The organism is Methanosarcina barkeri 3, from assembly GCF_000970305.1.
Classification (GTDB): Archaea; Halobacteriota; Methanosarcinia; order Methanosarcinales; family Methanosarcinaceae; genus Methanosarcina; species Methanosarcina barkeri_A.
Map to the genome: position 1 here is coordinate 3,220,305 of NZ_CP009517.1, position 26,279 is coordinate 3,246,583.

25 protein-coding genes and 1 tRNA gene are annotated in these 26,279 nt (G+C 38.6%); 7 read left to right on the top strand and 19 right to left on the bottom strand.

Going from position 1 to position 26,279, the window contains the following annotated elements:
* Positions 1-14: 14 nt before the first annotated feature.
* Both MSBR3_RS20695 and MSBR3_RS13070 read right to left on the bottom strand, forming a co-directional pair.
* Complete coding sequence (locus tag MSBR3_RS20695) at positions 15-851, bottom strand: hypothetical protein (protein WP_052723409.1); 837 nt, start codon at positions 849-851, stop codon at positions 15-17.
* A gap of 86 nt (positions 852-937) precedes the next feature.
* Complete coding sequence (locus MSBR3_RS13070) at positions 938-3,994, bottom strand: hypothetical protein (protein ID WP_155396817.1); 3,057 nt, start codon at positions 3,992-3,994, stop codon at positions 938-940.
* 1,007 nt (positions 3,995-5,001) lie between these two features.
* Between MSBR3_RS13070 and MSBR3_RS13075 the strand changes: the two genes are divergently transcribed.
* Together MSBR3_RS13075 and MSBR3_RS19530 are read left to right on the top strand one after the other, a co-directional pair.
* Positions 5,002-6,069, top strand: a complete 1,068-nt coding sequence (locus MSBR3_RS13075) for a hypothetical protein (protein ID WP_196296951.1) — start codon at positions 5,002-5,004, stop codon at positions 6,067-6,069.
* Positions 6,070-6,620: 551 nt separating this feature from the next.
* Positions 6,621-7,713, top strand: a protein-coding gene (locus MSBR3_RS19530) for an IS1 family transposase (protein ID WP_155396818.1) whose coding sequence is annotated in 2 segments (ribosomal slippage) — positions 6,621-7,033 and positions 7,032-7,713 — 1,095 coding nt in all. Because the reading frame shifts where the segments join, the coding sequence is not laid out codon by codon here.
* Here the strand turns inward: MSBR3_RS19530 and MSBR3_RS20700 are convergent.
* From MSBR3_RS20700 to MSBR3_RS13120, 6 genes are all read right to left on the bottom strand, one after another.
* A complete protein-coding gene (locus MSBR3_RS20700) occupies positions 7,702-7,920 on the bottom strand; it encodes a hypothetical protein (protein ID WP_196296952.1) in 219 nt (72 codons plus the stop codon). The two genes, MSBR3_RS19530 and MSBR3_RS20700, sit on opposite strands and share 12 nt — an antisense overlap.
* 455 nt (positions 7,921-8,375) lie before the next feature.
* Complete coding sequence (locus MSBR3_RS13095) at positions 8,376-8,585, bottom strand: hypothetical protein (protein WP_230627476.1); 210 nt, start codon at positions 8,583-8,585, stop codon at positions 8,376-8,378.
* A 489-nt stretch (positions 8,586-9,074) separates the two neighbouring features.
* Entirely contained in the window at positions 9,075-10,784 is a 1,710-nt protein-coding gene (locus MSBR3_RS13100) for a radical SAM protein (protein ID WP_048108677.1), read from the bottom strand.
* Between the two features lie 426 nt (positions 10,785-11,210).
* Positions 11,211-11,283: transfer RNA gene (locus tag MSBR3_RS13105), tRNA-His, on the bottom strand.
* A 163-nt stretch (positions 11,284-11,446) separates the two neighbouring features.
* The gene (locus MSBR3_RS13115) at positions 11,447-12,229 is read right to left on the bottom strand and encodes a sulfide-dependent adenosine diphosphate thiazole synthase (RefSeq protein ID WP_048108680.1); all 783 of its coding nucleotides are present in this window, start codon (positions 12,227-12,229) and stop codon (positions 11,447-11,449) included.
* A gap of 172 nt (positions 12,230-12,401) precedes the next feature.
* Complete coding sequence (locus tag MSBR3_RS13120) at positions 12,402-12,644, bottom strand: hypothetical protein (RefSeq protein ID WP_048108682.1); 243 nt, start codon at positions 12,642-12,644, stop codon at positions 12,402-12,404.
* 736 nt (positions 12,645-13,380) lie between these two features.
* On the opposite strand from MSBR3_RS13120, the gene MSBR3_RS20705 reads away from it, so the two are divergent.
* From MSBR3_RS20705 to MSBR3_RS13130, 3 genes are all read left to right on the top strand, one after another.
* On the top strand, positions 13,381-13,521 hold the full coding sequence (locus tag MSBR3_RS20705) for a hypothetical protein (protein ID WP_196296953.1): 141 nt from the start codon (positions 13,381-13,383) through the stop codon (positions 13,519-13,521).
* Positions 13,522-13,811: 290 nt separating this feature from the next.
* A complete protein-coding gene (locus tag MSBR3_RS13125) occupies positions 13,812-14,372 on the top strand; it encodes a TIR domain-containing protein (RefSeq protein WP_048108684.1) in 561 nt (186 codons plus the stop codon).
* A gap of 44 nt (positions 14,373-14,416) precedes the next feature.
* Complete coding sequence (locus MSBR3_RS13130) at positions 14,417-14,770, top strand: hypothetical protein (protein ID WP_048108686.1); 354 nt, start codon at positions 14,417-14,419, stop codon at positions 14,768-14,770.
* A gap of 247 nt (positions 14,771-15,017) precedes the next feature.
* On the opposite strand, the gene MSBR3_RS13135 is transcribed toward MSBR3_RS13130, so the two are convergent.
* From MSBR3_RS13135 to alaXM, 9 genes are all read right to left on the bottom strand, one after another.
* Positions 15,018-15,212 carry a CxxC-x17-CxxC domain-containing protein gene (locus MSBR3_RS13135; protein WP_080942304.1) on the bottom strand — a complete coding sequence of 65 codons (195 nt, stop codon included), beginning with the start codon at positions 15,210-15,212 and terminating at the stop codon, positions 15,018-15,020.
* Positions 15,213-16,120: 908 nt separating this feature from the next.
* A complete protein-coding gene (locus MSBR3_RS21120) occupies positions 16,121-16,231 on the bottom strand; it encodes a DUF2795 domain-containing protein (RefSeq protein ID WP_230627478.1) in 111 nt (36 codons plus the stop codon).
* Positions 16,232-16,308: 77 nt separating this feature from the next.
* Positions 16,309-16,518: a DUF2795 domain-containing protein gene (locus MSBR3_RS13145; protein WP_048108690.1), complete on the bottom strand. Its 210-nt coding sequence runs from the start codon at positions 16,516-16,518 to the stop codon at positions 16,309-16,311.
* Positions 16,519-16,598: 80 nt separating this feature from the next.
* The gene (locus tag MSBR3_RS13150) at positions 16,599-16,808 is read right to left on the bottom strand and encodes a DUF2795 domain-containing protein (protein WP_048108692.1); all 210 of its coding nucleotides are present in this window, start codon (positions 16,806-16,808) and stop codon (positions 16,599-16,601) included.
* 46 nt (positions 16,809-16,854) lie between these two features.
* Positions 16,855-17,043 (bottom strand): DUF2795 domain-containing protein, encoded by a 189-nt coding sequence (locus MSBR3_RS13155; RefSeq protein WP_048108694.1) that lies wholly within the window; start codon positions 17,041-17,043, stop codon positions 16,855-16,857.
* 430 nt (positions 17,044-17,473) lie between these two features.
* Positions 17,474-17,596: a hypothetical protein gene (locus tag MSBR3_RS21495; RefSeq protein ID WP_268989085.1), complete on the bottom strand. Its 123-nt coding sequence runs from the start codon at positions 17,594-17,596 to the stop codon at positions 17,474-17,476.
* An 852-nt stretch (positions 17,597-18,448) separates the two neighbouring features.
* Entirely contained in the window at positions 18,449-19,120 is a 672-nt protein-coding gene (locus MSBR3_RS13160) for a diacylglycerol/polyprenol kinase family protein (RefSeq protein WP_048108696.1), read from the bottom strand.
* 362 nt (positions 19,121-19,482) lie between these two features.
* Positions 19,483-20,481 (bottom strand): TIGR03557 family F420-dependent LLM class oxidoreductase, encoded by a 999-nt coding sequence (locus tag MSBR3_RS13165; RefSeq protein WP_048108697.1) that lies wholly within the window; start codon positions 20,479-20,481, stop codon positions 19,483-19,485.
* A 388-nt stretch (positions 20,482-20,869) separates the two neighbouring features.
* Entirely contained in the window at positions 20,870-21,601 is a 732-nt protein-coding gene (gene alaXM, locus MSBR3_RS13170) for an alanyl-tRNA editing protein AlaXM (protein WP_048108698.1), read from the bottom strand.
* A 473-nt stretch (positions 21,602-22,074) separates the two neighbouring features.
* Here alaXM and MSBR3_RS13175 point away from each other — a divergent pair, with 473 nt between their 5' ends.
* A complete protein-coding gene (locus MSBR3_RS13175) occupies positions 22,075-22,767 on the top strand; it encodes an AIM24 family protein (protein ID WP_048108699.1) in 693 nt (230 codons plus the stop codon).
* A gap of 362 nt (positions 22,768-23,129) precedes the next feature.
* Here the strand turns inward: MSBR3_RS13175 and MSBR3_RS13180 are convergent, their stop codons facing one another.
* The gene (locus MSBR3_RS13180) at positions 23,130-24,437 is read right to left on the bottom strand and encodes a V-type ATP synthase subunit I domain-containing protein (RefSeq protein ID WP_048108701.1); all 1,308 of its coding nucleotides are present in this window, start codon (positions 24,435-24,437) and stop codon (positions 23,130-23,132) included.
* Positions 24,438-24,925: 488 nt separating this feature from the next.
* On the opposite strand from MSBR3_RS13180, the gene MSBR3_RS13185 reads away from it, so the two are divergent.
* On the top strand, positions 24,926-25,840 hold the full coding sequence (locus MSBR3_RS13185) for a mechanosensitive ion channel family protein (protein WP_048110516.1): 915 nt from the start codon (positions 24,926-24,928) through the stop codon (positions 25,838-25,840).
* Between the two features lie 74 nt (positions 25,841-25,914).
* Here the strand turns inward: MSBR3_RS13185 and MSBR3_RS13190 are convergent, their stop codons facing one another.
* Positions 25,915-26,277: an Mth938-like domain-containing protein gene (locus MSBR3_RS13190; RefSeq protein WP_048108703.1), complete on the bottom strand. Its 363-nt coding sequence runs from the start codon at positions 26,275-26,277 to the stop codon at positions 25,915-25,917.
* Positions 26,278-26,279 lie beyond the last annotated feature (2 nt).

Below are 26,279 nucleotides of genomic sequence, written 5' to 3' on the forward strand. Positions count from 1 at the left end.
TTCGAAAAAGGCCTTCAGGGATTCCTTCTAGATCCCCTCCCGAAATTTGATCCGAAAACAAGCAGAAGTATGCCTGTAACCGCATAGACAATAAGGAAACCTGGAGCACTTTCTGATTTAAGTGAACTTTTGGAAGAATCTGCTGCCTCTTTAGCCTCCGAACTTTCGCTTGAACTTTTCGAAGCTACCATGTTCGGTTCAGGGATTGAACTTTCAACAGCGTCAGCTTCGGAATCCTTTAAGGAAGTTTCATGTTCTTTATTATCTGTCAAAGATTCTGAACTCGTTTTTAAGTTCGAGTTACTATTCGAGTTGCTGTTAGAGTTGCTGTTTGAATTGCTGTTTGAATTGCTGTTTGAATTGCTGTTTGAATTGCTGTTTGAATTGCTGTTTGAATTGCTGTTTGAATTGCTATCTGAATTACTATTTGAATTACTATTTGAATTACTATTTGAATTACTTTTAGCAACCTCGGAATAGACTGCCTTACCATCAGGTAGCTCAAGGGTAACTATTACTCCGGATTCCCAGGCAACACTGCTTGCAGCATCTTTTCCGTCCACTTTAAAAGTAATCATTTTTCCTTCATCTTCAGCTGTACCAGGAATAAAGAGAGAGTAATTTCCTGAGGAAGTATTTGCGAGAAACTCTGTTCCATTAAGGTAAGCTGCAACAACAGTTCCGTCAGGAGCAGGCTTGCCATCAATGAGAGTAACTCCTGTTACTGTCATTGGAAGCATCGGGGGGGATGGAGGGACGTCTGCTGCTGCAATACACTCCTGGGAGAAAGCCAGGAAAAACAACAGTAGTACAGATATTCCCAAAAAGCCATTTTTTAATTTGTTATTCATTGTAGACCTCCAATTAGATGTGAACACAACAAAAAGAAAAAGAACTATTCAGCCTTAAGAGACTGAACAGTCAATTGTTTTCGAAATTACATACCTTCCATACCCGAGTAGTCGGACATAATATCCGGTTTGTACGAGTTTTCAATGGATGCATATGTACCCTTATCCTTCATGAAGATCCAGTAACCCTGTCCTGGAACCATGCAGAAATCGGTCTGAAGTGCTCCAACTGGTCTCGGATCATCACTACTCAGATACTGCATAGTACTTTCATTGCCCATGAGATCTGAAACGCTAGGAATTATGCCACCCCAACCTTCACCGGGATCATAAGTCATGAGGTTAGAGAACCTGTAGTCTCCTAGAGCCTCAAAATCATTGAGCGAAGACAGAGTTGTGGACCAGGGTGCATAATACGAAGATGTATGCCCTATCATGTTCCATCCGGCACAGAGCTCAAGAGAAGCAGGCGCATAAGGACTGGTACTGTTAGATGACATTCCCTTGAACTTGACATTGGTCATGAGAGGCTCTGCGGTATAGACCCAGTAACCCTTACACGGTTCAATGTCATCAGGGAATTGCCAGCATGACCCGTCCCAGTAGATTACTGTGCTGTCCTTGCCAAAGACATCTTCAGAACAGTCATCTACAAGTGCCTTCGGCACGGATTTCAGGTTCCAGCCATCCTCAAGCGTGAGAGTCATATCTTCATATGTCCTTACAGGTCCACACACTGAGAATTTAGAGTTATAATTGCTGGCGTTGTCCCGAGCAATTACAGCCACCCAGTAGTCTTTGCCGTAAATGAGGTCTTTTCCGTCGATTGCCTCAATACACAGGCTTGTAACGCTTGAATTTTCAAGTTTCTGGTTTGGAGTCTGTGTCCCGTCTGTGTGAGTCTCTAATCCGGTTGTGTTTACTATTTGCATGTCCTCAATACAGCCTGGCTTAGATGAGCTGATATAAACCTCATAAGGCATATCGGCAAGATCCTTGTCAGTGCTTGCATCCCAGCTAACCATCAGCCCTGGATAATCATTTACATACTGCCAGAAAGTTTGACCAAGTGCATCTTCAACATTCAGGTTTGCCACACAAGCCGGAGCAACACTGTCAACTGAGAAAGAATGCGTATCAGGCTGGTAAGTTTTGCCACTTGTACAGTCGGTGATAATTACTGTCCAGTTTTTGTTCGTTCCATCTTTTACTGAAGCTGTTACTGAATAGTTGTCTTCACCGAGAGTGAAGTCACCAAGATCGCAACTTGCATCATCATCGCAACATGCCAGGTCCTCATCTTTCTGGTTACAGCTTGCATCTACTTCCTTGCCGTCAATGAGAAGCTTGTAGTTGAAAGGTAGACCTGCCCCTTCCCCATTCTGTCCTTGAACAGTGAAGGTAAATGTCGGTTTTGCTGGAACATATCCGCCACTCGGAGACTCGAGATTGACTACAAACCCGTCAAGGCTAACATAGAAATCCCGAACTTCACTTGTAGCTTTGTTTCCAGCTCCGTCTTCAACATAAACCGACCAGTTATGAGCACCGTCATCAAGTTCAAGTTCCTTAACTATGGATTCTCCGGATTTTGCACTCCCGGAAAACTCATTCCAAGGATAAGAATATCCAGAAAAGTTTTCAGCAAGTTGTCCATCTATATACAGCTGGTATGAGAGGTCAAGATCACTATATTGAGTAGCTAAATCATCATTACAAGTGAAGTTGAACTCAGTAGCACCTATTAACTCTTTGTAGCAATCTTGAGGGGAAGTAAGTGTTACACTGGGACATTTAGTATCCACATATAGAGACCGAGATCCGGTTGTGTGTGTGTTTCCGTAACTGTCCCTGGTTTTAATTTCCCATGTGTGCTTACCATCACTCAAATCATACTCAAATTGCTTATATTGCCCAGAGGTTATAACCCCGCTACTCTTCTGAACGCCATTGAGATAGAAAGTATAGGTAAGTTGACCTCCAGACTGACCGTATGTGTCGTATGCAGTGAAGTTAAAGTCGACACATTTTTTGGCAGCAAATTCGGAGCTAGGGGTAACTACCGATATATACGGGTCTCCAACGTCAAACTCGTCAGGGAAAGACTCGTCGCCCAGCAGATTACCATCATCGTCAAAACCAGATACGTCTATATCCAGCGGACCACTTATATCCTCTGGAATATCAAAGTCATAAGCAAAGGTATCATCATCTATTTCTGTCATCGGATAATCAGTCACGAAATCGGCGCCTACCAGGTTTGCATTACTAGCTCCTGGCAAACTATCGCCAATCGATATATTGGCATGATCAACAGGCATACTGAAATTCGCGAGGATACGTATAACGTCTCCAGGCCTGAGAGTGCCGGTTCCGTTATGTGTGACAAAGATGTCTAAGTAACCGTGAGGATCAAACACAAATGCGTTAGGATCTGCTAAAGGTTTACCATCCAGCAGCATAGCTCCGGTTGCATCAGATGCGTTTATGTCTACACTGAGATTACCTCTTATTATGTCCAGTGGAATGGCATAATTATAAGTAAAGGAGTTATCATCGACATCCAGTGGGTCCATCAACGCATTAACTAATGGTGAACCAGTTTTGTTGGTAATCAATATGCTGGCATTAGCAACCGATTCATTGAAATTGACCATGACATTTACAATATCTCCCGGTATAACATTGGTTTTGTTGTAGGTGACACTAATGTTTGAATCGCCTTCAGGATCAAGTTCAAATGCATCAGAATCTGAAAGGAATTCATCGGCACCCAGCATATTAGTCCCAGTGGCGTCAAATGGAGATATCTTTACACCCAAAGGACCATCATTTAGTATAGCCTCTGGAATCTCATAATCAAAACCAAAGGAATCAGCATCTATTTTTGTCATCAGCGCCTCAGTCCCTAAATCTGAACCAGAGTCATTGGTAAATGATATATTGGCGTGATCGACAGAGTTATTGAAATCGGCCATGATATTTACAACGTCTCCAGGCCTGAAAGGACCGGTTTCGTTGTAAGTAACATTAGCACTCATATTTCCTATATCAAAATGTATTGGTTCTGCAAATGCGCATCCTATCCCTGATAAAAGGAATATAATGAATATCGCACTTAATTGTATCAATCTTTGTTTCATATTTTACACCTAGATTCCGCAAATATCCAATTTTTCGTCCAGTTTAAACATCATAGATCTTTGTTAATAATATTAGTAAGTAAGATATAGCAGATCCCAGCTATTTAAACGATTTAGACAAACAGTAAATTAATATATACATAGTTAGAGGTTTTTAGTTTAAATAAATTAATACTGTCTGTTTACTGTAAATTAGATTTTACCCCTATTTGGTAACCCAACCCCCTCTATATAATTAAATTGATATTTAAACTGATATTTTTGTTTGTTCGGTTGACAAGAAACCCAACGCTTCTCCGAACTCATTTTTGGTAGAAGTGGGGTAACATTTAATCCTGATGCGGCAAGTATTAACTTTTTTGTTCTTGCTGCTCAGGGAAGCTGATAGTCCTGTTTTTGTGTCAGTGTTGACAGACAACCCTAAACATTAGACACGTACCCGCTATCGAAAGGCGAAGATTTATTATGAGCTAAACTTTTACTTACTGCAATCTTTTAATTTTAATGCTGGGCACATATCTTTGTATATTATCTTAGGATGATAATATAGCTAAGATTACACTATAACTGATATAAATCTTTCTGACAGAATAGAATAATTAAATTTAATTAGTGCTAAAAAAGAATCTCATGTATATTAATAGAAACTTTTTGAATTTTATATAGGATTAAGGATTTTTTTTAGAAATATTAGATTATTTTTGTTCTTATTTGCATTTTTAACTACTTTAATTGCGTAAAAATAGAACCTATGTGTAGAAGATTTATAGATTAAAAGATTTTGTTTTGAAAAACATTTAAGAAACTTTTCAAGTTGGGAACAAAGAAACCCACTGAACTAAAGAAGTAACATTATTTTTATTAAAATCAAAGCTGACAAACTTAAAGTGTGAAAAATACATAGCTTAATAAAAACATTTTTATGCGAAAAGGATGGGGGTATTAAAATTCGATACACTTTCCAGAACTCTACTGAATTTCCAGTTCAAAGAGACTTTATTCAGGATATGCAGGCTTTTATAGCGATTTCGAAGGAAGTTATACCTCTGGAAAAATCAGCTATTACAATAAAAGATGAAAATCGAGAAAAGTTGGCAGCCTTTGAAGAAAGGGTTGAAGAAATAGACCTGTTTGATAAAGAAATGAGGAACTGTGTTGAAACCCACACAGCCGGAGTAGATGTAGCTGAACTTCTTGAGATCAAAGAGAAAATTCTTGAGACCTCTTCAAGTCTGGCATTGACAAAGAAAAACGAAAAATTTGCCGAACTCGACAAAGAGAACAAACTGGACTTAATGGAAATGCAGCAGCTTGATACAAGGATACTTTCAGTCCTTGGCCCCTTTTTTGAAGACAGCATCTACGGAGCCCAAAATATGTGTTATGCTTTCATAGAAGATAAAGCGCTGAGGGGGAAACAGGTGGGCCTTGTTGACAACCTGCAATACGAGTTTGACCTTTTTTTCACACAAGACACCTTGAAGGTAAAAGACCTGGAAAACCTGACTTTGCCTATATGGTCTAAGAGCGGGATTTTATCCAGAGAGGAGAAAGTAAAGAAACTCGATGTATCCGACTTCTATATAAAGAACATTAAGTCTGAGAAAAATAGCCTGGAAGCCGTACTTGAAGACAAGGATAAGGAAAACAGGTTCAACATTTCTTCGGATGAGAAAACTTTCCTAGTTATGCATAGGAATTACGAGATCACACAAGATAAAGAACTCGCTGCTGAATTAAACAGGGACTCGGTCAGTGCGTTTATAACAAAGCTAAAGGGATTTTTCACCGAATTCGTAGGATCGAAAAGGCTTATTAATATCACACTTGACGGGAAAAACGCAATTGAAGAAAACAGAATTTTTGACTGCTTGAAACTAATTGCTTCCATATATGGAAGACTGGTAACGGAGTGCCTTGAAAAAGGATATACTGAAGGAGAAATTACCATCAAGATTGAAGAACCTGGGGGAACGAGGACAGAGAAATACCTTGAAAAGTCGGAAATTGCGAGAGAGCTGTCAACTATTGGAAAGGAAGGGGAAGAACTGGCTATTCTCCTGAGAGTTAAGTAGGCCTGAGAAAAAAATAGGCAGGCAAGAAGGAGAGATCCTGTTATTACAAGCCCAGGTTAATGTTGAATTCTGAAACGTTACCATGCCAAAAGCTCAAGAGGCTCCAAATTGACGAAAGCTTGAATAGCTCGGAAAGCAGTAAGCACCTTAAAAGTATAGTGACAACCTCCTCAAACCAAAAAGGTTCAAATGTCCTAATAATTATTACTTTCCAAATTTAAGAGTCTGATTACTCTTATTTTACTTTTGCAGTCGGACTATCTTTCTTAGAGATACTACGGATACTGTGTATCTTTATAACCATCATCCGGATCAGCAGTTTACTTTGCTTCTGGCAGAAAGGAGCTACAAATGATTTCAAAAACTGCTTAATTGAAATCGAGGTGAAAGCAACCGTATTAAGAGATGAGAAAGAAAAGAAAGTCCAGTAGAACATATCTTAATGACTAACAGATCTTGCTAACTGATTTATTAACTGATTTATTAACTGATTGGTGCTCCATTATTATATAGTTGATATTTATATATTAGATATAATATAATAATATTTAATGGGTAAAAGAGGACCAAAACCAAAATTCACTGGCGTTTCCTGTCCAAACAAAGATTGTAAATTTCATGGTATTTCTGGAAAGAATAATATCGTAGGTAACGGCACATATCAAATCAAGAACAGGAGTGTTCATAAATACATCTGCCGCGAATGCGGCAGAGTATTCAACGATCGAACAGACACTTTCTTTGACAATCTTCGTAAGGATGAATTCATCATTAAGTTAGCTTTGAAAATGGCTATTAGAGGAATGTCAAATGAAGGTATTGCAGATGTGCTGGAAATTCAACCAGTTACAGTCAGTAATTGGTTATCTCGTGCAGCAAAACAATGTGATAATGTAAATGAAGATTTGATGAAAGATATCAATGTTTCTAGAGTTGAGATGGACGAGCTGTGGGTAATAATAAAAAAAAGTTGCTCCAAGAAGCAAAGTTGAAGATGATGGAGCATGGATGTGGGTAAGCTTTGCACCTGAATCAAGGCTAATAATTGATTTTAAAATTGGACCAAGAAAACAGTATGTAGCAGACGAACTGATAGAGGGTACAGATAAACGTCTTTCAGATTCAAAACCCATTTTCGTTACAGATGGATTAAAGTTCTATTCTGAAGCTCTTTTGAAAAAATACGGAGAATGGATGGAGTTTCCTAGAACAGGAAAGAGAGGAAGACCAAAGAAACCAAGATTAGTAGCCAGTAAAAACCTGAAATATGCTCAAGTTATCAAAAATAGGAAAGGGAAGAAGCTCCATAAAGTTGAAAAGAAAGTTGTTTTCGGTGAAAGTATTGATCAAAAAAGAATATCAACGAGTTTACTGGAAAGACAAAACCTAACTTTCAGACAAGACAACAATAGAATCTCAAGGAAAACAATAGGCTTTTCCAAGAAAACCAAATACTTGTTCAACCAAATGAAGCTTTATATTACTCATTTTAATTTTTGCAGGAATCATATGGGATTAACAAAAGAAAAGGAAGATGGAGTCTTTGAGAAAAAGACGCCTGCACAAGAGTCTGGAATTACTAAGAAAAAATGGTCACTCATAGAATTATTAAATTATAAGTCGACAAAAATATCAACTAATTAATAAAGGAGCACCAACTGATTTATTAACTGATTTATTAACTGATTTATTAACTGATTTATTAACTGATTTATTAACTGATTTATTAACTGTTTTATTAACTGATTTATTAACTGATTTATTAACTGATTTATTAACTGATTTATTAACTGATTTTCCGTAGAGTGCCGTACCACGGATATCATCGATAATAGCTGGTTGAAGAACCACAACGTTGGGACATAAATTTCACCCGCAAGTTTATGACGGTATTTGACTATACAGGTTAGGTCTTTGACTACCCGACCTTATATACTCCGCTTCTTCTACCATCAGAAATAATAGAACAATTAAGAACAATAGTTTATAAAATTCATTACTTAGGCGTCAATGATAGTCACGCTAATAAAGAGCAGGAAATCCTTATTCAGAAGCAAACCCGAAAGATATCTACTGGTAGCTACTATGCTCATTGTAGTCCTTACTCTTTGCTTCCCATTAACTCCTTTTGCAGAACTCTTAGAGTTTAAACCTCTTCCTTAAAGGTTATTTTAATTATTGTAGCTATAATAGGACCTTAATCTTCGTGATTGAGATAGTAGAGAACTTATGTAAAAAGGTAAAGTTTTGAGAGTTACCTGCACTGACAGCTATACTGACAGGAGAAAACCCGGTTTACCTTGAAGTTACTCTGACTTGTCTTCATCATAACCTTTCCCATCCGGTAGAAAAGGAGTGAAGATAACTATCGTAAATAGTAACAAAAAAGTTCCGTACATTTTGGTCGTCGCCTCAAACGTAGCATAGAAAATGAAAATCACAATCATGACCCAGATAATGAAACTAAGCTGAAGAGCAATTTTTACTCTAGATATATTTTCCGCACTTTTGCTCAACAAAATCCCCCTCAAAGAATCCCCTCCGAAATCCTAATTAAAAATGATTCTCAATTGGATAAATAGGTGTTTATTTTAAAGAAAGCTCTGGAGATCTCGAAAAATATGAATTTGAAAACTCTTTAAAGAACCTTCAGGGGCCACCGTAAACCCCGAACTAGAGGAAGTTAAAGGCTTCAAGTTACCATTATTCGACATCATGCAACATGAATCCAATTTTATAAACCTGGTAACTTGACTCCATAATCATATAGTTGGACATATAAATAACGGCTCTACAAAAACCCTGTAAAAAATTTTAGGCTATGTAGAAACTTTGAAATAAAAGATTTTCGGCTCTGTAGAAATCCTCTATAATAAAGGGTTTTCATTAATTTGAACTCACTAACTTTGACATGTTTTCACCTACCTATTTCAGCTCATTATAGCTGATTTAGATAGGTGTTCCACAGGCCTAAATAGCAAATTAGTATTAAAATTAAAAGGCTATTAAATCTCAATAAACCGGAGCAAGTTATTTCCTTCACTTACTCGCCTGAGAAAGTCTTCTCTATCAGTGTAGGGGATTCCGGCAACTATTGAGTCCGCAGATTTCCTTCCAAGCCCGGGAAGCTCTCTAATGAGATTATGAGAAGCGGTGTTAATATATAGAGGATAAGGTATGCCGGTAATCGAACGCATTCCATGACCTGTGACAGTAACATCAGTAACTTTCCGCAAAGGCAGAAAAGCGGGAATTCCAACTAGCAAAGGGTATGAACCAAGCTGCCTCCCAAAAGTAATTCCTTTTTCGTGTATTTCACACATGACATCCCTGAGTATGGTACCTTCAGGCACTACACGCCGTAACATTGGAAGGTCAATGTTCTTCCTTACCCGTGCCTTGTAGTCCAGAAAGAGCTTCTTATGCTTTCTTGCAGCTTCGTCTTTTCCGTAGATTGGGGTTCCGGGAAAAGCCATGACCTGGCGGATATTGATTCTGCGAAGTAGCAGTCCAGAATCGAGTACTTCATTCAGGAAATCGTAATTGAGCTGGAAAGTTTTCTTGGACTCTCCCATCAGTCCATGAACGAAATTAATCCCCGGAAGGATTTCGGGAAGCCCATTTGCGCCTTGAACAGCTCCAAATCTATTTACAAGTTTGATTGCTTCAAAGACTTCTTCAGGGGTTGCCTTAAGGGAATTAGCTTCAATTACTGCCCTGTCGGCACTCTCCATTCCAAAAGCTGCTACATCCCCTGCTGTATGATATTTAATTATAGTCTTTAGAATCTGTTCAGATTCTTCAGGATAAGTTGCAAGCGTAATCGGGTTTGCATTGTCCATGTGGAGCACAGACAGTTCCGGAGCCGAGTTTCGGATTCCTCTGTAGAGCCTTTCAATAGCATCTGGATCAGGTTTTGGAACAGGTCCTCCAGCGTCCTTACCGTGATAGGAAAAAAGGTCCGGCTGCCTGCCTATTCTGAAATAGCGGGCACCGTAGGAGTAAAGGGTGGATACTTCCAAAATTACGTCCTCAATAGGTCGGTAGTCAGAAGTCCCGTAAAAAGGTTCTGTGCAGAAAGAACAATGAACCTGTCTACCGCAACCCCTGTATGTCTCAAGCTCACACATGCAGTAAGGATAATCAGGGTGCTGCCTGATCAAAAAAGCTCCCCTGGGACCCCAGCGCCCGATTTCGGCTACTGTCCTGAAACGATGCTCTACAGTCTCAGGATTTTGGAGCCTAGCAGGAAAACTTCCGATAATATCGTCCATAAAAAGATCATAGACAAAAGCCTCGAGGTCCATTCTGGCAAGCACCGCATCTGAGAAGTTTATTCCATCTTCAGCACCTTTTGCAGCCCTTCCGCCTTCCCCACTGAAACCGAGCCTTATAGGCCCACCTATAACTTTTAACCCGTGTGAAGCTCGAAAAATTGTCTCGATTTCCCTGAGTGTAATTGGTGAAGCGCGAAGATATTTACCTGGCACCGTCATGCCTGCTATAATGATAACAAGGTCTGCTTTTTCTGTAAGTTCCCCTGCTCCAGGAGGGTTTTCTCGGAGGGTGTCAATGGTCAGATAGTGAATGTCATTTTCGGAAAGCCCGCGTTCTCTGAGAGCGCCTGCTATATAACGCGGATAAGGAGAAAGGTAGGGAGGAACCCCAAGACAGGCAGGTTCATCCACATAGCCGTCTATAATAAGTGCTTTCATGTTAATTCTTGTTTCCTTTGCTTGATGAAGTATATAGTCCAGTCAGATACAATCCAGTCAGATATAAGTTACAGGTGAATTACAAGTAAGTTAAGGCCAGTCAGATATAAGTTACAGGTGAATTACAAGTAAGTTAAGGCCAGTCAGATATAAGTTACAGTGAACTACAAGTAGTTAAGGTAGTTATAGGTAAACTACGGATAAACCGTAGATGACACCAAAAATTTCTGCGTTCACCACTGTTTTCTTTGTCGGTACGGTTAAGAAATTCAAGCTTTTCCTAAGCTTAATCCATAGTAAAAATGCCAGAAGCCATGTGAAGGCATCTATGCAAGAGGAATAAAGAAAATAGATACATAGAAAAAAAATAATAGGAAAAAAATACTAGTTAAAAAGTAAGAGAATAAGAATTCAAAAAGTAATTAGGGCCGGGACCGAGAATCGAACTCGGGTCGTAGCCTCCACAGGGCCACAGGATGGACCTCTACCCTACCCCGGCCACAGGGTCTGGCACTTCAGATTGAAGCAAGCTATAGAAGGAGTTTTTTTATATAAAGTTTTTGCCGGAAAGGACAGGGGACACTTCTCAGGAAAAGAAAAGCTTCTGCCTTCCGGCTCTCAATACGTACAAAGTTCGGCTAAAAGTTCTTTCTGGATCGGTATTAGAGTTCTTTAAGCTTTTCAAGGGCAAGCTTTGCAGCCTTTTCTCCCGAGAGAAGCATGCCTCCGAAAACCGGGCCCATTCTTGGGGAGCAGGTTGCGGCATTTGCAGCCATGCCAGCAACTATCAGGCCCGGATAGATTTCCTTGGTTGCGTCAACAGCCAGGCGCTCGCCGACCTCTGACCACATTGGTTTTTCTCCAAGCTTTCCGAGGTTTCCGATTTTTGCATTGGGAATTTTCCTGAGAATTGTATTGCAGACGACAGCATCATGCCCTGTCCCGTCAATTACGAGTTTTGTACGAATCATGAGAGGGTCGACATGCAAGCGCTGTGCTGTGACAGGCCCCCAGTTTATGACGATTCCGGTAACCTTATCGTTTTCCCGGATCATAACATCCTCAAAGCTCACAAGGTTAAAAACCTCAGCCCCGGCTGAAGTCGCACCAGCAATCAGCTTCCCGACAGACTCTACGGAATTTGCCACATAGTACCCTGGCTGGTATTCTTTATACCTGATCCCGAAATCATCAAGGATGCGGCAGGCCTCTTTCTGTACAACGATACGTGGGAACATCATGCCTCCGGCCCACATGCCGCCCCCGAGTGATAACTTTTGTTCGTAAATGGCAACCTTTGCCCCTGCCTCTGCAAGATACTTTGCAGCCACCAGGTTTGCAGGCCCTCCTCCTATAAGCGCCACATCAACTTCCGTGTAGTCAAGGAAGGTTTTAGAGTACTCATCAAAAATTGCCCGTGTGATTATGACTTCGTCAAGTTCCATTTTAATCTCTCATAAAGCTTCTAAAGTTAAAAGCCCGGAAAACAACCCGGCTTTATCAAGAACAAATCAGGAATTATAAACCCAAATTTGTCGTCGTTAAAATTGACATTTTGATTATAGGCATTGCTTTTAAAGTTGTTGGAATCAATGGAAAGGATAGAAGAGCAGTAGCTCAGAGAGAAATTGCTTCAAGAATTAAAATTCCAGCAGTTGTGTAAACCATTAAAAAGTACCATAGTAAAATATTATTTTTTGTTTCGTCTTTCAAAAACAGGTAAAATATAAAAATCCATATAGGTGAATATTTAGATGCAAAATCAAGTTCAATATGGACTAAATTTTCGGGTACAATAACGAGTACCAAGGTGCAGGTTGCAGCTACTAAAGATAGTTTTACACCATCAGCTCGAGACATTATGTTTAATAACCTGCTATATTGTATAATCGTTTGTTTTTATATAAATTATTTTATAATTTTTCTTATTTTTATACCCAATAGCCAAAAAGAAAAAACAAATAACGAAAATCATGCAATTGAAAGATAAAGATCTCAAACAGAATTTTTCGATCAAACCTTCCGTTCAGCTTGATATCAAATGGTAGAAAAATATTTTATAATTTGTATTTTCAAAAGAGAGTATAAGCTGCTCATTCTCAAAAGCTGCAGATTTATACTGCTTAAAAGCTTTCCTCAAAGGTATGATTCCTGCTGTGCCTTTGCAGCTGGCTTTGATATAGTATGTTCTTGGAAAGAAAGCAAGCCTATGACCTTATTTTCTATTTTTATTCTTCATATCTCTACTCTGTTTAAGTTGATTTGCGGTCACTGAAATAAGTGAATAAGATAAAATTGAAATTTGAATAACTGACCTGAGTTCAGAAACCCAGATTCCTATATTTCTATAATTAACAACACTAACCTTATTGATATCAAGACAAGTACCTGATTTGACAGACAAGAATGACCGATCAGGTTTCAGTACTGCATAATAGTGATATTTTTCAAAAATATAATGAATTTAAAGCAAGTTTCTGATAACTTACTTTTTAACAGGGGAAACTCAACGAAATCAAAAAATGGCAATTTTTTAGAAAACAAGTCTTTAAAAAACAAGTTCTGAAATCCAGATTCTGATAATGGAGGAGTCATTTTGCCAAAAGAAGATAAAGAACCGTCTTTCCAACCTGAGCCGATACCTGAACCTGAGCCCGAGCCTGTTCCTTCACCTGAACCGATACCTCATCCGGAGCCAGAAGTTGAACATGATAAGAAGCCAAAGAAAATAAAGTAACAAGAGAAAAATAAAGTAACCAGAGAAAACAAAGTAACCAGAGAAAACAAAGTAACCAGAGAAAACAAAGTAACCAGAGAAAACAAAGTAACCAGAGAAAACAAAGTAACCAGAGAAAACAAAGTAACCAGAGAAAACAAAGTAACCAGAGAAAACAAAGTAACCTAGTACTGCGACTCTGAAGTAGGTTCATAAAATTTTATTTTTGAATATATAAGAGGATCACGGATTTTTCCAAAAGTAAAGAATTAATTTTGGAACCGAAGCACCAAATATAAAGTACGGAACCAATGATCTCGAAAATATACATATCCCACTGTGAACAGGACGAGCCACTTGCTCAGGAACTTGCCAGATCGCTCTGGGCTGTAGAGCTGGAAAGCTTTTCATCTCTGTACAGGAAAGCTCGAATTCTTTCCCTAGGTGAAAGGATACGTTTTGGTATTCGCCAATCAGACTGTTTTATCCCGATTCTCACACAGAAAGGTGCAGGGTCTCCGGAAGTAAATCAGGAGATTGGCCTTGCAGTCGGAACTGACCAGCTTATAATTCCGCTAGTAGAAGCAGAAGTAGAATTACCTATCCTTATACACCACCTCCAGCCCATTGTTTTTTCTTCTGAGGCTTATGAGGATGCTCTAGGAAAACTAATACAGAACCTGAGAGAACTGACCAGGCTTGACTGGCTGAAGATAAAGTGTCCCTATTGCGGAGAGGAGATGACGCAGTACATCTCACCTCAGGAAGAGATAGAGAGAGCTCTTCTAGCAGGAACGCACCTTGAGACAAGATGCAGTTATTGCCAGAAGAGTATTCACATGGACCCAAGAACATTCAGACCTATGCTCTGATTATTGATTATCAATAGGGCTGAAAATAATAAAGAGGTGGACTGATGGAAAGAAAAGCAACAAATGAGATAAAAGATGAGCCAGGAGAACCAATGGTAGCTCGATCCAAAATGGGTGAGGCGACTGTAAGTGAGTCAGAGGTCAAAGGAATTGAAAACCTCACTTCGACAGAAAAGAAACACCTGCTTTTACAACTTGCCCGAGATAGGGTTAAAGACAGTTCTGCCGGCCCATGGGAAATTGTTGATATCTTCAGAGAAAATTGGAGAACTATTAAAGCTACGTTATCTCAACCCGTAGAAATTAATGTAAGGGATGTAGGAAGAGATGCTCTCTTTCAGGTATCCCTGGATATAACGCAATTAGAAAGAGAACTCGAAACCGAGGGACTGGAATAACACTCTTTAAATCTAAGACAGCTTCATTTTTATACTGGGTTCATTTTACGTTTGGTTTATTCTGAAATTTTGACTGGATATTATTGTAATTTCAGGGCAACATAAGGAAAAGTAACAGAAAAAGGAAAAACTAGAGAAAAAGACAAAAATAAAGCGTAAGGAAAAAGAGAAATTGAGGTAAAAATATTAACCTCGCAAACTGACTGAAGATTATTAGAACTAAAACATAAAGCTTGATGCCGAAATATTAGTATCTTTTAGGTTTGCGCTTTGCGTAACACTCCCTGCAGTAGACAGGCCTGTCAGGGTCCGGTTTAAAAGGCACTTCCGTTTCTTTGCCACAATCTGAACATTTTGCTTTGTACATCGTTTGTGGCTCTCTACTATAGCTGCGTTCTCTACTGGAACCCCGATCCCTACTCTGGGAACCTTTTCTTTCCATATAATTTCCCCTATTTGATTCTCGTTAAAGTTCACACAAAGAGAAATATCAAATAATTCAAAAAGAGCCTCATTTATGAACTGTTGTTGCTGGGGATCTCGATGAACTAATTGAACTATTAATATCTAGCATAATGGTATTTATTTTTACTGTACTAAACTTTATTAAGCTTCAACAATTTTGTTACTTTTTAAGCCGAGTGCTTAGCAATTTATTCCAATGAGCTATGCATCTCATACTCAAATTATTGAAATATTTGTTGCATTAAACTCTATTAATGTTTGAGTTACAAATAAACTTCGTTATCATTCAAGTGTCTCATTAAGTTTTTTAAGACTTAAGTTTCCAGAATAATACTAAGGAATTAAAGTATTAAGGAGCTAAGCAAAGTTTGCAAAATTATTCTACTTAAAACTGGGGTTTCGATTCTAAAATAGATTCTTTATTTAGCATGAAAGTGCTGCCATCTGCAAGCACTTTCATTGGCTGTGCATGTTATTCAAAGAATATCATGTTCGTTTTCTGGAAAAATTCATAACCTCAGGTTCTATTCAAAAGTCAAGTTTTATAAACCTATTTCGGAATCGCAATACTCAGCCTATATTTAGCAAAAAATTTTAAAGATAGTTGCTGAGTTTCGAAAAAATACTGTGAAATATGGGTTTATAAATTTTAGCAGTAGAGTTATGACAAAAATAGCCTGGAAAATAACTATCAGATAACTGCATTCCGGATAAAGAAAGGAGGTTTATTAGCCTCCAATTTTATTTGGATAAAGGGAAAACTTTTTACTCACTCCCTATTTAGCGCCTTACTGACTCTAAAGTAAGATTATTTTCCTTCAAATTCTTTGCTGACGTCGATAGTACTGGTGTACTCCTTGTCTGGAAGGTCTTCGAGAAACTCAATTACCTCATTACTAGCTTTATGCTTTTAGCATGCTCAATAAGGCCCTGTTTTTTTACAGGATAATCTATGTCCTTTAGAGCTTTCTGAACTTCAATAGGGCTTGTATGCATAAGTTTCCCCCTTTACTCCAATCAAGTCCCCTTTAAGTTCATTTTAACATTTACAGCTGTTTCAGAGACCTGATCCCTTATTTTGACTCTCCTTCAAAACGCTTTCCACTAAATTCCTGAGCAACATCGGCAGCATTTTTATATGTCCTATCTGGAAGTTGCTGCAAGTCAGAAATTATTTCATTATTAGCGTTATGTTGCTGAGCATAACTAACAATTTCATTCTTGTTTTTAGGAAAATCAATACCTTTCAGTGCATGTTCAACGTCAGCCATACTTGTTCTCATATATTTTCCCCCTTTACTCCGGTTAAGTCTCCTTTAACTGTTCATTTTAAAAGTTACAGCTTTCTCAGGGACATGGTCCCTTATTTTGACTCTCCTTCAAAACGCTTTCCGCTAAATTCCTGAGCAACATCGGCAGCGTTGTTATATGTCCTGTCTGGAAGTTGCTGCAAGTCCGAAACTATTTCGTCACTTGCACCATGTTCCTGAGCATACTTTACAATTTCGTTCTTGTTTTTAGGAAAATCAATACCACCCAGTGAATGTTGAACATCAGCCATACTTGTTCTCATAACTTTTCCCCATATTTTGCATATTTCGAATTATTTATTAATGATTTTACTTTCCAGAGAATTCCTTACTAACATCTGCAGCGTTTGTATATTCCTTGTCTGGAAGACTCTCTAGTACTTGCATTACTTCGTTACTGGCATTGTGCTTTTTAGCGTGCTCAATAAGATCCTTCTTTTTTACAGGATAATTTATGTCCTTTAGAGCTTTTTGGACTTCAATTGGACTGGTCTGCATAAATTTTCCCCCGATTTTTGTATTTTATATATTTTTAATTCCTTACTGACATGTCAGTATGACATGCTTTCTAGCGATCTACATACTTTTCAGACAGAAAGCTTTATCTGAATACTTTATTGCCAAATTTTTGTACTTACTCTCAGGTGTATTCAGCCGTATAGGTTGTATAACACTCGATAGCTCACTTTTGAATGAGATAACCCGTTATTTCTATATGATCCGAACCTAAACTGCATCTGTTCTAAAACCCCTGCTAAGTAAACCCGTAACCATTTGGTTTTACGGTTTGATGTGTTCGATTTCCAGATATTGATTTTTCTGGTAGCATCATCAGGGTGTTACTCTATTTTAGAAATCCCTCAAAAGGTCCAGAACACTACTGCTTGCCTGCTTATCCTCAGCAAACTTTACAAGGTCGTCTCTACTTTCAGGTATACCCTATTCCCCGCCGATTTATAGATTCTTCAACCCGGCGTGGACTCCTTTTTATAAGTTCACCTCCTGGATTCAGGTAGCTATTGCCTTTCCCAATAAGTTGCCCACCCACCATTGAGTATTATGTAAAATATAATATAAAAAAGAATTCAACTCAAACGTTTAGTAGAAGATGACTATTTAGATCTAGAAGCTTATTGCTTTTTTTTAGAATTAAAGACTGAACATGTCTGAAAACAAGGGTTTTTAGTTAGCATCTATTGAAAAGTATCCCCCGATAAATTGCTTGGTTTAAAACAGGTTATTTAAAGAAAATATTCCATTTAGTAGATCACCCGCTACCGAAAAATTACTCCATGAGGAAATAAGTTAGCCACATATAAGAAAAACTTTCTTGAAGGCTACCGAAGCTCAGAGGTGTCATATAAAAATAAATAGGTGTGATTTCAGCCTATAATTTTGAAAAAGTAATTTTATAGTATAAAACTAATTCTGAGTCTAAAACAATTCTGAGTCTAAAACAATTCTGAGTCTAAAACAATTCTGAGTCTATCTAATGAAGACAGGCATTTCAACCTATGATAATGCCAGAAATCAAGGCTTATCTCCGTCTTACAAAAGTACCAGATAAAACATTTGTCTCTACTGAAAAGTCTTCAATTGCCTAAACATAAAGAAACTATTTTCTTCTAACTGGCAAACTTGATATTTGACTTTCTAGAAGAGTCCAGATCACTAGCAGTAAATTCAGGAAAAGCAGTGCAAGATAAAAGCTAAATTGTATAAGAAATGAAAACAACAACGATAAACAAGTAACAGTCCAGAGAAGATTTCACAAAAGAACAGAAGGATGATCAGTCCGATAACTGATCTTAGAATTCGGAATATCGTTTTAGATATTCCTTTTACAAATAAAGAAAATATAATTTTTATATAATTAAAATTACAGTGCGTCTTGAGATTATTCTCAGTTATATAAACCTACAATATACATGAGTAAACCTGAGAACAAAGGAATTAAGAAATTATCATTAAAGAAAAACTTGAAGATGATTTGCGAGTTAAGTTCCCGGATTGTCTGCAAACCTATAATGCTTTCCAGCAGCATCCCACCTGTAGCCCCTATAAAGGCCTGAGCAGGGGTCACAAAAAGTAAAGATGGTAAAAAGGCTGCTACTATACCTGAGACCGTCCCTTCTACGGTTTTTTCTTTCGAATACGGCAGCTTATGCCTGCCTACCAGCACTCCTATAGCGGTTGCTATAGAATCCCCGAATGCGACTATAGCAATAGAAGCATATACAATTTCTTCAGGGAATAATAGAAAAGAGAGAGTTATTCCACAAAGGAGCATGATAGTACCTTTAAGTGGTATATTTTGCTTTGAAGGTCTTCCCCACCTGCACAGGAAAGTAGACAAACGAAGCGGAAGCTTATCCATGATAATAGCTACTGAGACTGTTACGTATAGAGCAAGCAGAAATAACAGGAGAGGAAATGCCATATCGCCGGCTGCCCGGATTAAAAGAATTAAAGTTATACCTGTAAACAGGTGTATACATTGGCGCTCAACTTCACCTTTAAGAGCAGTTCTTCTATCGAGATCACATGTTAAGTTTTGAGTGCTTTCCTTTGCCATAAAATCAACTTTTTAGTGACCTTATACAGTTTTAATTCCAATCGACTAATCGAAATTAAAATCTGAAAAATCAAAGTTGTACTGACGCGAACATATCCCGCTACAAGCAACGAGTTCGCACAACCGCTCCAGATTCCGTTAAAGGAAATAATAACCCTAAACAATTTAGTTTGAGCAGAAGGTAATAACCGAAAATGGAATTGAGAAATTATATTACCATCAACTGTTACCGGAAAAGTTTTCCATCCCCACAGCAGACTAGCGGGTATTCGATTGAAATAAAAGGCCTGAAAACATAAGCCTTGCGCTCTAGAAAGAAGTCTAGAACAAAAAAATTTCAAGCCAAAAAATGAAAAGGTAATTTATCCCGTCTCTTTTAACGCCGGTAAGATATCTTTTCCATAGGCTTTAAGGAAAGCTATCTGGTCTGAAGCTGCCGAATGTAAGTAAATATGTGTGAAACCTAAATCAATATATTTTTTTATAAAATTAATGTGGTCTTCAGAACTTTCGGAAAAACAAGCATTTTTTCGTACTGTATCCGAGCCCACAACTTTTCCATTCTGAGCAGACATTTCAGGAGTATATATTTTATTCAGGAAAAGGGCAGGTATAAGAGCTCCAGCCCAGTACTTCATGAAGTTCTCAATAGATGTTTCAGGATCTGTCCCATAGTCAACGAAGAGCTCTACTGCTTTTGGCAAATGTTCCGGGTTCTTACCTGAATCCCTGGCTCCTTTTTCAAACTCGGAAAGAATCTGCTCATATTTCTGTGTATCCGATTCTCCTCCTACAGTTAGAAGGCCGTCTCCATAATAGCCTGCAATATATGCACTTTCAGGCACTAGAGAAGAAATATAAATTGGAATATTGTTTTTAGGCAGCGTGTAAAGTTTGGCGTTCTTTGTCCGGTAGTAACACCCATCAAAACTGACTTTTTGCCCGGTCCAGAGTTCACGGATAAGCCCTACTGCTTCTATCATTCGTATCTGGCGCTCGTCATATTGCGGCCATTCGAGTGTTACGGAATATTCGTTTAAAGCTTCTCCGGTTCCAACTGCAAGATAGGTTCTTCCACCTGCAATCGACGATACGGTTGCGGCAGCCTGAGCAATGATAGCAGGATTATAGCGCAGGATAGGGCAGGTCAGACCTGTTCCAAGTTCGATATTTTGGGTACTCGCAGCTGCTGCACCAAGCCAGCTCCAGATAAAGCAGGCCTGTCCTTCTTCACTCCAGGGGTGAAAATGATCACTGGCATCAATACTTTCAAAGCCTGCCTCTTCAGCAGTTATTACCTGTTGCAGCAACTCGGAAGGAGGGAACTGTTCAGGTGCGATCTTGTATCCTAGTTTAAGCAATCTTATCCCCCATTGATTATTTATTAAAATTATAAAATAATATTAGATAATTGTATTCAGACTTAAAAATTCAAAGTCGAGACCAGTACGTTCTGTTTATAAAGTAAGGCTTCTTGAGATATGACCTCTAGAAGAAAAAGACAAAGGAGAAAGTAAGTAAAGAAAGAATAACTAAAAAACAATAAAGAAAAAATAACTAAAGAAAAAAGCAAAGAAAAGAATAACCAAAGGAAAGACAGCAAAGAAAAAATAACTAAAGAAAAAAGCAAAGAAAAGAATAACTAAAGGAAAGACAGCAAAAAAGAATAACTAAAAAACAGCAAAGAAAAAAATAACTAAAAGAAAACAATAAAGGAGTAAAAGTGAAGAAAGCTCAGATTTCTGGAGATTAGTCCAGGAGTGTAAAGTACATTCTCCTGTTGCTCTTCCCTTTATTCTGAAGTTTTATGATCTTTATACCTTTTATTTCCTCAGTATTTTTAACATGAGTTCCTCCACAGGCTTCGATAGTGACTCCTTCGATTTCGACTATGCGAACTTCATTTATTTCGTCGGAAAAGCCTTTTGCCAGTGTGGTTAACCGCGAGAGCCTTTCTTCGGCTTCTTTACGGCTTACAAGATAAAGATCGACAGGACTTTTCCGGGCTATAAGGTCATTGGCAATTTTCTCATATTCGGCAAATTTATCCCTATCAAAGACTTCAAGACTGAAATCCACCCTGCTCTGGTCAAGACCAAGCTGGTTTCCGGTTATCTGAGCTCCTGCCTCTTTTTCAATTACGTTTGCTATTATATGAGTCGCCGTATGCATACGCATATGCCTGTAACGACGATCCCAATTTATGAATCCTTTTACCTTGTCCCCCGTTTTTAATCCATTAGAAACATTTTCACTGTCTATCTCGTGACTGATGTCTCCATTGGACTTACTCACATACAGAACATTAAACTCAGCTCCATCAGATTCACGAACCAGCTTTCCGGTATCACTGAGTTGGCCACCGCTCTCGGGATAAAAAGCAGTACGATCAAGAACGATAAATCGATTATCTGTAACTTTTTCGACAGTTGCTTCGAATTCTTTCAGATAACAATCAAGGAAGTAAAGCGCCTCTGTCATTGTCAAACCTCTTTTTTAAACTTTACTGAAGTGGAAATTAAGGAATAAAAACTGTCAGAATACATAAACTATACAGTTTTGAGTAAAAGTCCAAGCCTTACCAACATAATTCTCCATAACTGCAGAAAACGGTAACCATGGGAACGTTTATTTCAATCACTTGTGATTACTGAATATCTATTAAACTAACACTGGCAAGAAGTTTTTCCTTTTGGTGTTCCAGTTCTCTCCTTAAAGCGACAAGCTTTTTTTGGAATCCTCAATATTCTCTTCAAGCGAGTGAGTTTTGCCCGGAAGTTCAGCTTTCTTATGTTTGAGTTCAACCAGCTTTTCCGTGTTCGAACTTTCTAATCAGCCTGGGAAAATTCTTTTTTCAACTTGATAATGCAGTTGGAGAGAAATGTTTTATAACTGTATGGACAATTGAATTATTAAAGAGTTAAGAAAATATAATATAAAAAAGAGATGAGAGCTTGGGACGCTATTCAATAGAGGATTTTATTCAAAGCACAGAAGAAAAGGATCTGAATCAGGGAATTTTTGAGCTGGAACGTGAACGTCTTCTTGAGGTTAACCTTGAAGGAATGGTCTGGACAAAAAGGGGGTCAATGGTCGCGTACACAGGCGATATAGTTTTTACGAGGGAAGGAGTTTTCGAACACGGAATAAGTACTTTTGTGAAAAAGGCACTTACAGGTGAGGGAGCTAGCCTTACAAAAGCTGAGGGCAAAGGAAAGCTCTATCTCGCAGATGAAGGAAAGAAAGTATCAGTCCTGAAACTTGATAACGATTCCCTTTTTGTAAACGGTAACGATCTACTTGCCTTTGAGACCTCTCTAAACTGGAATATAAAAATGATGAAAAGTGTTTCAGGAATGATGGCAGGAGGGCTTTTTAACATTAAACTTGAAGGAACCGGTATGATTGCCATTACAACTCACCAGGACCCCCTAACTCTTCGGGTAAGCCCAGGTCATCCGGTCTTTACTGACCCCAATGCTACAGTTGCCTGGTCAGGAAACCTGGAACCTGAGATAAAAACTGACATTTCCCTGAAAACCCTGGTTGGAAGAAGCAGTGGAGAATCATTCCAGATGGCTTTCAAGGGAGAAGGATTTGTAGTGGTTCAGCCCTATGAGGAAGTTTATTTCCAGATGCAGACCTGAAAAATGCAGTTTTGGACGTATACTGGGGTTTTCGCTCAAGCCTTTTTAAAAAGTTTGCAGATAAATCAGCCTCATTCAGCAAGTTGAAAAATAACTGCTGTTCTGCCTCTAATTCAGCCCTCTTGAGCGAACGAAGCGAGCGAAACGGACCCGTCCTCCCGAGACGGGACTCGGGAAGTAAAACTCATTTATTAATAAATTAATCCGCTTGAGCGAACGAAGCGAGCGAAACGGACCCGTCCTCCCGAGACGGGACTCGGGAAGTAAAACTCATTTATTAATAAATTAATCCGCTTGAGCGAACGAAGCGAGCGAAACGGACCCGTCCTCCCGAGACGGGACTCGGGAGCTACAACTTTGCTTTAACTGAACTCATGCTGTCCTCCCGAGACAGGACTAGGGAAGTTTACACGCAAATCACTATCGATTAAACTGAGATTGGAAAGAAGTTTTTTCTTTTGGTGCTCCAGTTCTTCCCTTAAAGAGGTCAGCTTCTTTTCAGAGTCATCAATATCTTCCTCAAGAGAGCGAACCCTGCTCAAAAGTTCAGATTCCTTATGTTCGAGTTCAACCATTTTTCCGGTATTCGAGCTTTCGAGTTCAAATTTCTTTGCTTCAAACTCCTTCAGGGCTTCCAGATATTCTTTTTTTCGCTCTGGAAAGTTTGAGATTGCAGATTTGACCTGTAATAGAGCTTTTTCTTTTTTCGGGGTCTGCATATCCAGGGCATTATCTTCGAATATTATTCGAAGTTCCGGGAAAAAAGAAGGATTTACATGCACAGGAGCTTCAAGACAAATATCAAGCTGTTTCTTTACTTCCGGCTTTAAGGTATACCTTCCGCTTTCGTGAAGTTTCTTAATTCTTGAGAGATGACCCGAAAGTGGGAGTACAAGAGAACTCAAACCTGTCTCGGCTTTCCTGACTTTTTCCCTGGATGCGTTAAGTTCTGCCTGAAGGCTCTGTAAACTCTGCCAGACTGGCCCTTTTCTGAAATCCTCAAGAGCCTGACTAGCTTTGGAAGTTTCAGCCTTCAAAGCCTGAACTCTCCGATTTCTGGATTCGAGTTCCATTTCTTCGGCAGTTATTGAGGCCGAAAGTCCCTGTACTTTATTCATATTCGAGTGAGCTGCTTCTATGGCATCCATTTCTTTCTTATTTACCCGAATTACCTCTCCGAGCTCGTTAAAAACTTTACCCAAGCTGGCAAGACTTTCGCTAACTTCTTTTGATTCTTCCGGAAAAACACCTCTGGTATACCTGAAACTCTGATTCATATGTTCCAGGCAGGTATTGAGGCTCTGTGCAGATGTTCCATAGAAGCTTTCAAGAGCCTTAAAGTCCCTGCTATCCTGCACCCTGATTTTATCTGTCAATGTTGCGACCTGTTTTGTCACATTTTCTCTGTTACTCTTCGCTCGCTTCACAGCCCTGATATCAAAGTCTCCCTCAACTTTAGCCTCAGCAAGCCTGGAGTTACTTTCCTTGAGTGCCAAAAGTGAAACTTCAAGTTCTTTTACAAGGCCGGATACGTCCTTTTCTACTCGGGAAGATATTTTTTGAGACACGGCATCCAGCCATGAGGGAAGGTCTTCAAAATTGATTTCTTTGAGACCTCTCTCCTCACTGGAATCTTCTTTTTTTCCGAACAGTTTCTTAATCCACTTCAACCTTGACCTTCCCTGAATTTGATAAAAAATTTAACTTATTTCATTAGTTCTGTATACTTTGTAAACTTGTGATGTTAAGTATTTATTCTGTAAAAGACTTTACGGGATTAAAAAGACAGAATAAAAGAAAGATAGAGTCTACAGATATATAAAGAAATTAAATGCTTTTTATATTGATAGCCAAATGATAAGTATAAATCCTGCACTCTATTTTAGAAGTTTACTCTTTATAAATCTACTTTTCGTAAGTTCTATTCTTTATAAATCTACTTTTCATAAGTTCTATTATTTATAAATCTACTTTCCACAAGTTCTATTCTTTATAAGTCCTACTTTTCGCAAGTCCTATCTCTATGAGTCCTACTGTTCGTAAGTTCTACTTTTAAGAAGTAATAGTGTTAATAAGTTATATTGGAGAAGTTACATGAGAGTTGCTTTTGAGCTTCTCCACAAAGATAAGAAGGAAGGTAAAAATAAGGAAGGTAAAAATGAGCTTTGAGACAATAATGAAGCAGGTAATTCCATATACCGAGATAACGGTATCCAGGCTGATTTTCGCATTAATATTGCTCGTTATGGGGTTTATTTTATCAAAGTATATTATTCATGTTTTCAGAAGAGGACTACAGAAAACAAGGATTCCGGATCTCACTGTTCAATTTCTCACCCATTTTTTAAGTATCCTCCTTTATGTAATTATTATTCTTATTTTCCTGAAGAGTTTGAATTTTGATGTGGATAGTTATGTATTAGGAGTTTCTGCAGCAATAGGCATTGTTCTCGGACTTGGCCTGCAGGACACCTTCACAAACTTGACTGCCGGAGTATGTGTTGCCGCAATCAGGCCTATTGACATGGGAGAGACTGTAACCGTAAACGGACAGACAGGAAAAGTGAGATCCGTAGGGATTATGTCAACCGAACTCCTGACACTTGACAACCAGCTCATAACAGTTCCGAACAAGCTTGTCTGGGGAAGTTCTATTGTTAATATGACACGGATGCCTACAAGAAGAGTTTCGGTTGATATAGGAATAAGTTACTCCTCAAGCCTCGAAAAGGCTACAGGAATAGCATTCAATCTAATGAAAACGCACCCTCTTGTCCTTAAGGAACCCGAGCCTGCAGTCGTAACCACTGAACTCGCCAACTCCTCGATAAATTTACAGCTCAGGGCCTGGGCAAAAACAGAAGAAATGGGAACCGTAAAGAATGACCTTGTTACAGGAATATTTGACGCTTATACGAAAGAAGGAATTGAAATTCCATTCCCCCAGATGGACATAAATATAAAAGAAATTAAACCAAAGGAAGGTAGAAAGTACACAACGGAACAGGATATGAAGGTGCAGGAAGAAAAAATTGTACTTGAAGAGGGACTCAATGTGGAAGGACTATATTAATCGGAACCAATCTTTTAAAATATTTATACTTTTCTGGCCTCCATATATCTGTTTACATCTGAAAGTTATATGACTTAACATGTTATATGGAACATGGCAGTGATCCTGCCTTCAAGTTCATTCCATCTTTCAATTGCCCAGGGTGTCGGAAAAAGTTCTATTCCACATTTTTTGCTCGTAAAGAAATCTTCAGCTTCCTCAGACAATTTAACGAATCCTGTCTGCCCGGTTCCAATAATGATTTTTTCTGTCCCTTCTTCATAAATGTGCTTTGCTTCATCAAGCGAGATTTTGTGGGAAGTTCCGTAGAGCTCCTTTGATAGCCCTTTCTCTCTTTTTTCTACCTGTCCATTGAGGCGAATAAGTATATCATATTTAAAAGTCTCTCCGTTTACAGTAATCGAACCAAAACTCGTAGAATCTATCTTTGGCTTCATGG

Excerpts from the sequence above, each read along its gene's own strand:
- MSBR3_RS13070 (WP_155396817.1), bottom strand. The coding sequence starts at position 3,994 with ATGAAACAAAGATTGATACAATTAAGTGCGATATTCATTATATTCCTT.
- alaXM (WP_048108698.1), bottom strand. The coding sequence starts at position 21,601 with ATGACAGAGGCGCTTTACTTCCTTGATTGTTATCTGAAAGAATTCGAA.
- MSBR3_RS13145 (WP_048108690.1), bottom strand. The coding sequence starts at position 16,518 with ATGAGAACAAGTATGGCTGACGTTGAACATGCACTGAAAGGTATTGAT.
- MSBR3_RS20695 (WP_052723409.1), bottom strand. The coding sequence starts at position 851 with ATGAATAACAAATTAAAAAATGGCTTTTTGGGAATATCTGTACTACTG.
- MSBR3_RS13100 (WP_048108677.1), bottom strand. The coding sequence starts at position 10,784 with ATGAAAGCACTTATTATAGACGGCTATGTGGATGAACCTGCCTGTCTT.
- MSBR3_RS13150 (WP_048108692.1), bottom strand. The coding sequence starts at position 16,808 with ATGAGAACAAGTATGGCTGATGTTCAACATTCACTGGGTGGTATTGAT.
- MSBR3_RS13190 (WP_048108703.1), bottom strand. The coding sequence starts at position 26,277 with ATGAAGCCAAAGATAGATTCTACGAGTTTTGGTTCGATTACTGTAAAC.
- MSBR3_RS21495 (WP_268989085.1), bottom strand. The coding sequence starts at position 17,596 with ATGGTGGGTGGGCAACTTATTGGGAAAGGCAATAGCTACCTGAATCCA.
- MSBR3_RS13135 (WP_080942304.1), bottom strand. The coding sequence starts at position 15,212 with ATGGAAAGAAAAGGTTCCCAGAGTAGGGATCGGGGTTCCAGTAGAGAA.
- MSBR3_RS13075 (WP_196296951.1), top strand. The coding sequence starts at position 5,002 with ATGCAGGCTTTTATAGCGATTTCGAAGGAAGTTATACCTCTGGAAAAA.
- MSBR3_RS13130 (WP_048108686.1), top strand. The coding sequence starts at position 14,417 with ATGGAAAGAAAAGCAACAAATGAGATAAAAGATGAGCCAGGAGAACCA.
- MSBR3_RS13155 (WP_048108694.1), bottom strand. The coding sequence starts at position 17,043 with ATGCAGACCAGTCCAATTGAAGTCCAAAAAGCTCTAAAGGACATAAAT.
- MSBR3_RS13185 (WP_048110516.1), top strand. The coding sequence starts at position 24,926 with ATGAGCTTTGAGACAATAATGAAGCAGGTAATTCCATATACCGAGATA.
- MSBR3_RS13125 (WP_048108684.1), top strand. The coding sequence starts at position 13,812 with ATGATCTCGAAAATATACATATCCCACTGTGAACAGGACGAGCCACTT.
- MSBR3_RS13115 (WP_048108680.1), bottom strand. The coding sequence starts at position 12,229 with ATGGAACTTGACGAAGTCATAATCACACGGGCAATTTTTGATGAGTAC.
- MSBR3_RS13160 (WP_048108696.1), bottom strand. The coding sequence starts at position 19,120 with ATGGCAAAGGAAAGCACTCAAAACTTAACATGTGATCTCGATAGAAGA.
- MSBR3_RS21120 (WP_230627478.1), bottom strand. The coding sequence starts at position 16,231 with ATGCATACAAGCCCTATTGAAGTTCAGAAAGCTCTAAAGGACATAGAT.
- MSBR3_RS13120 (WP_048108682.1), bottom strand. The coding sequence starts at position 12,644 with ATGTCTCGAGCTGATGGTGTAAAACTATCTTTAGTAGCTGCAACCTGC.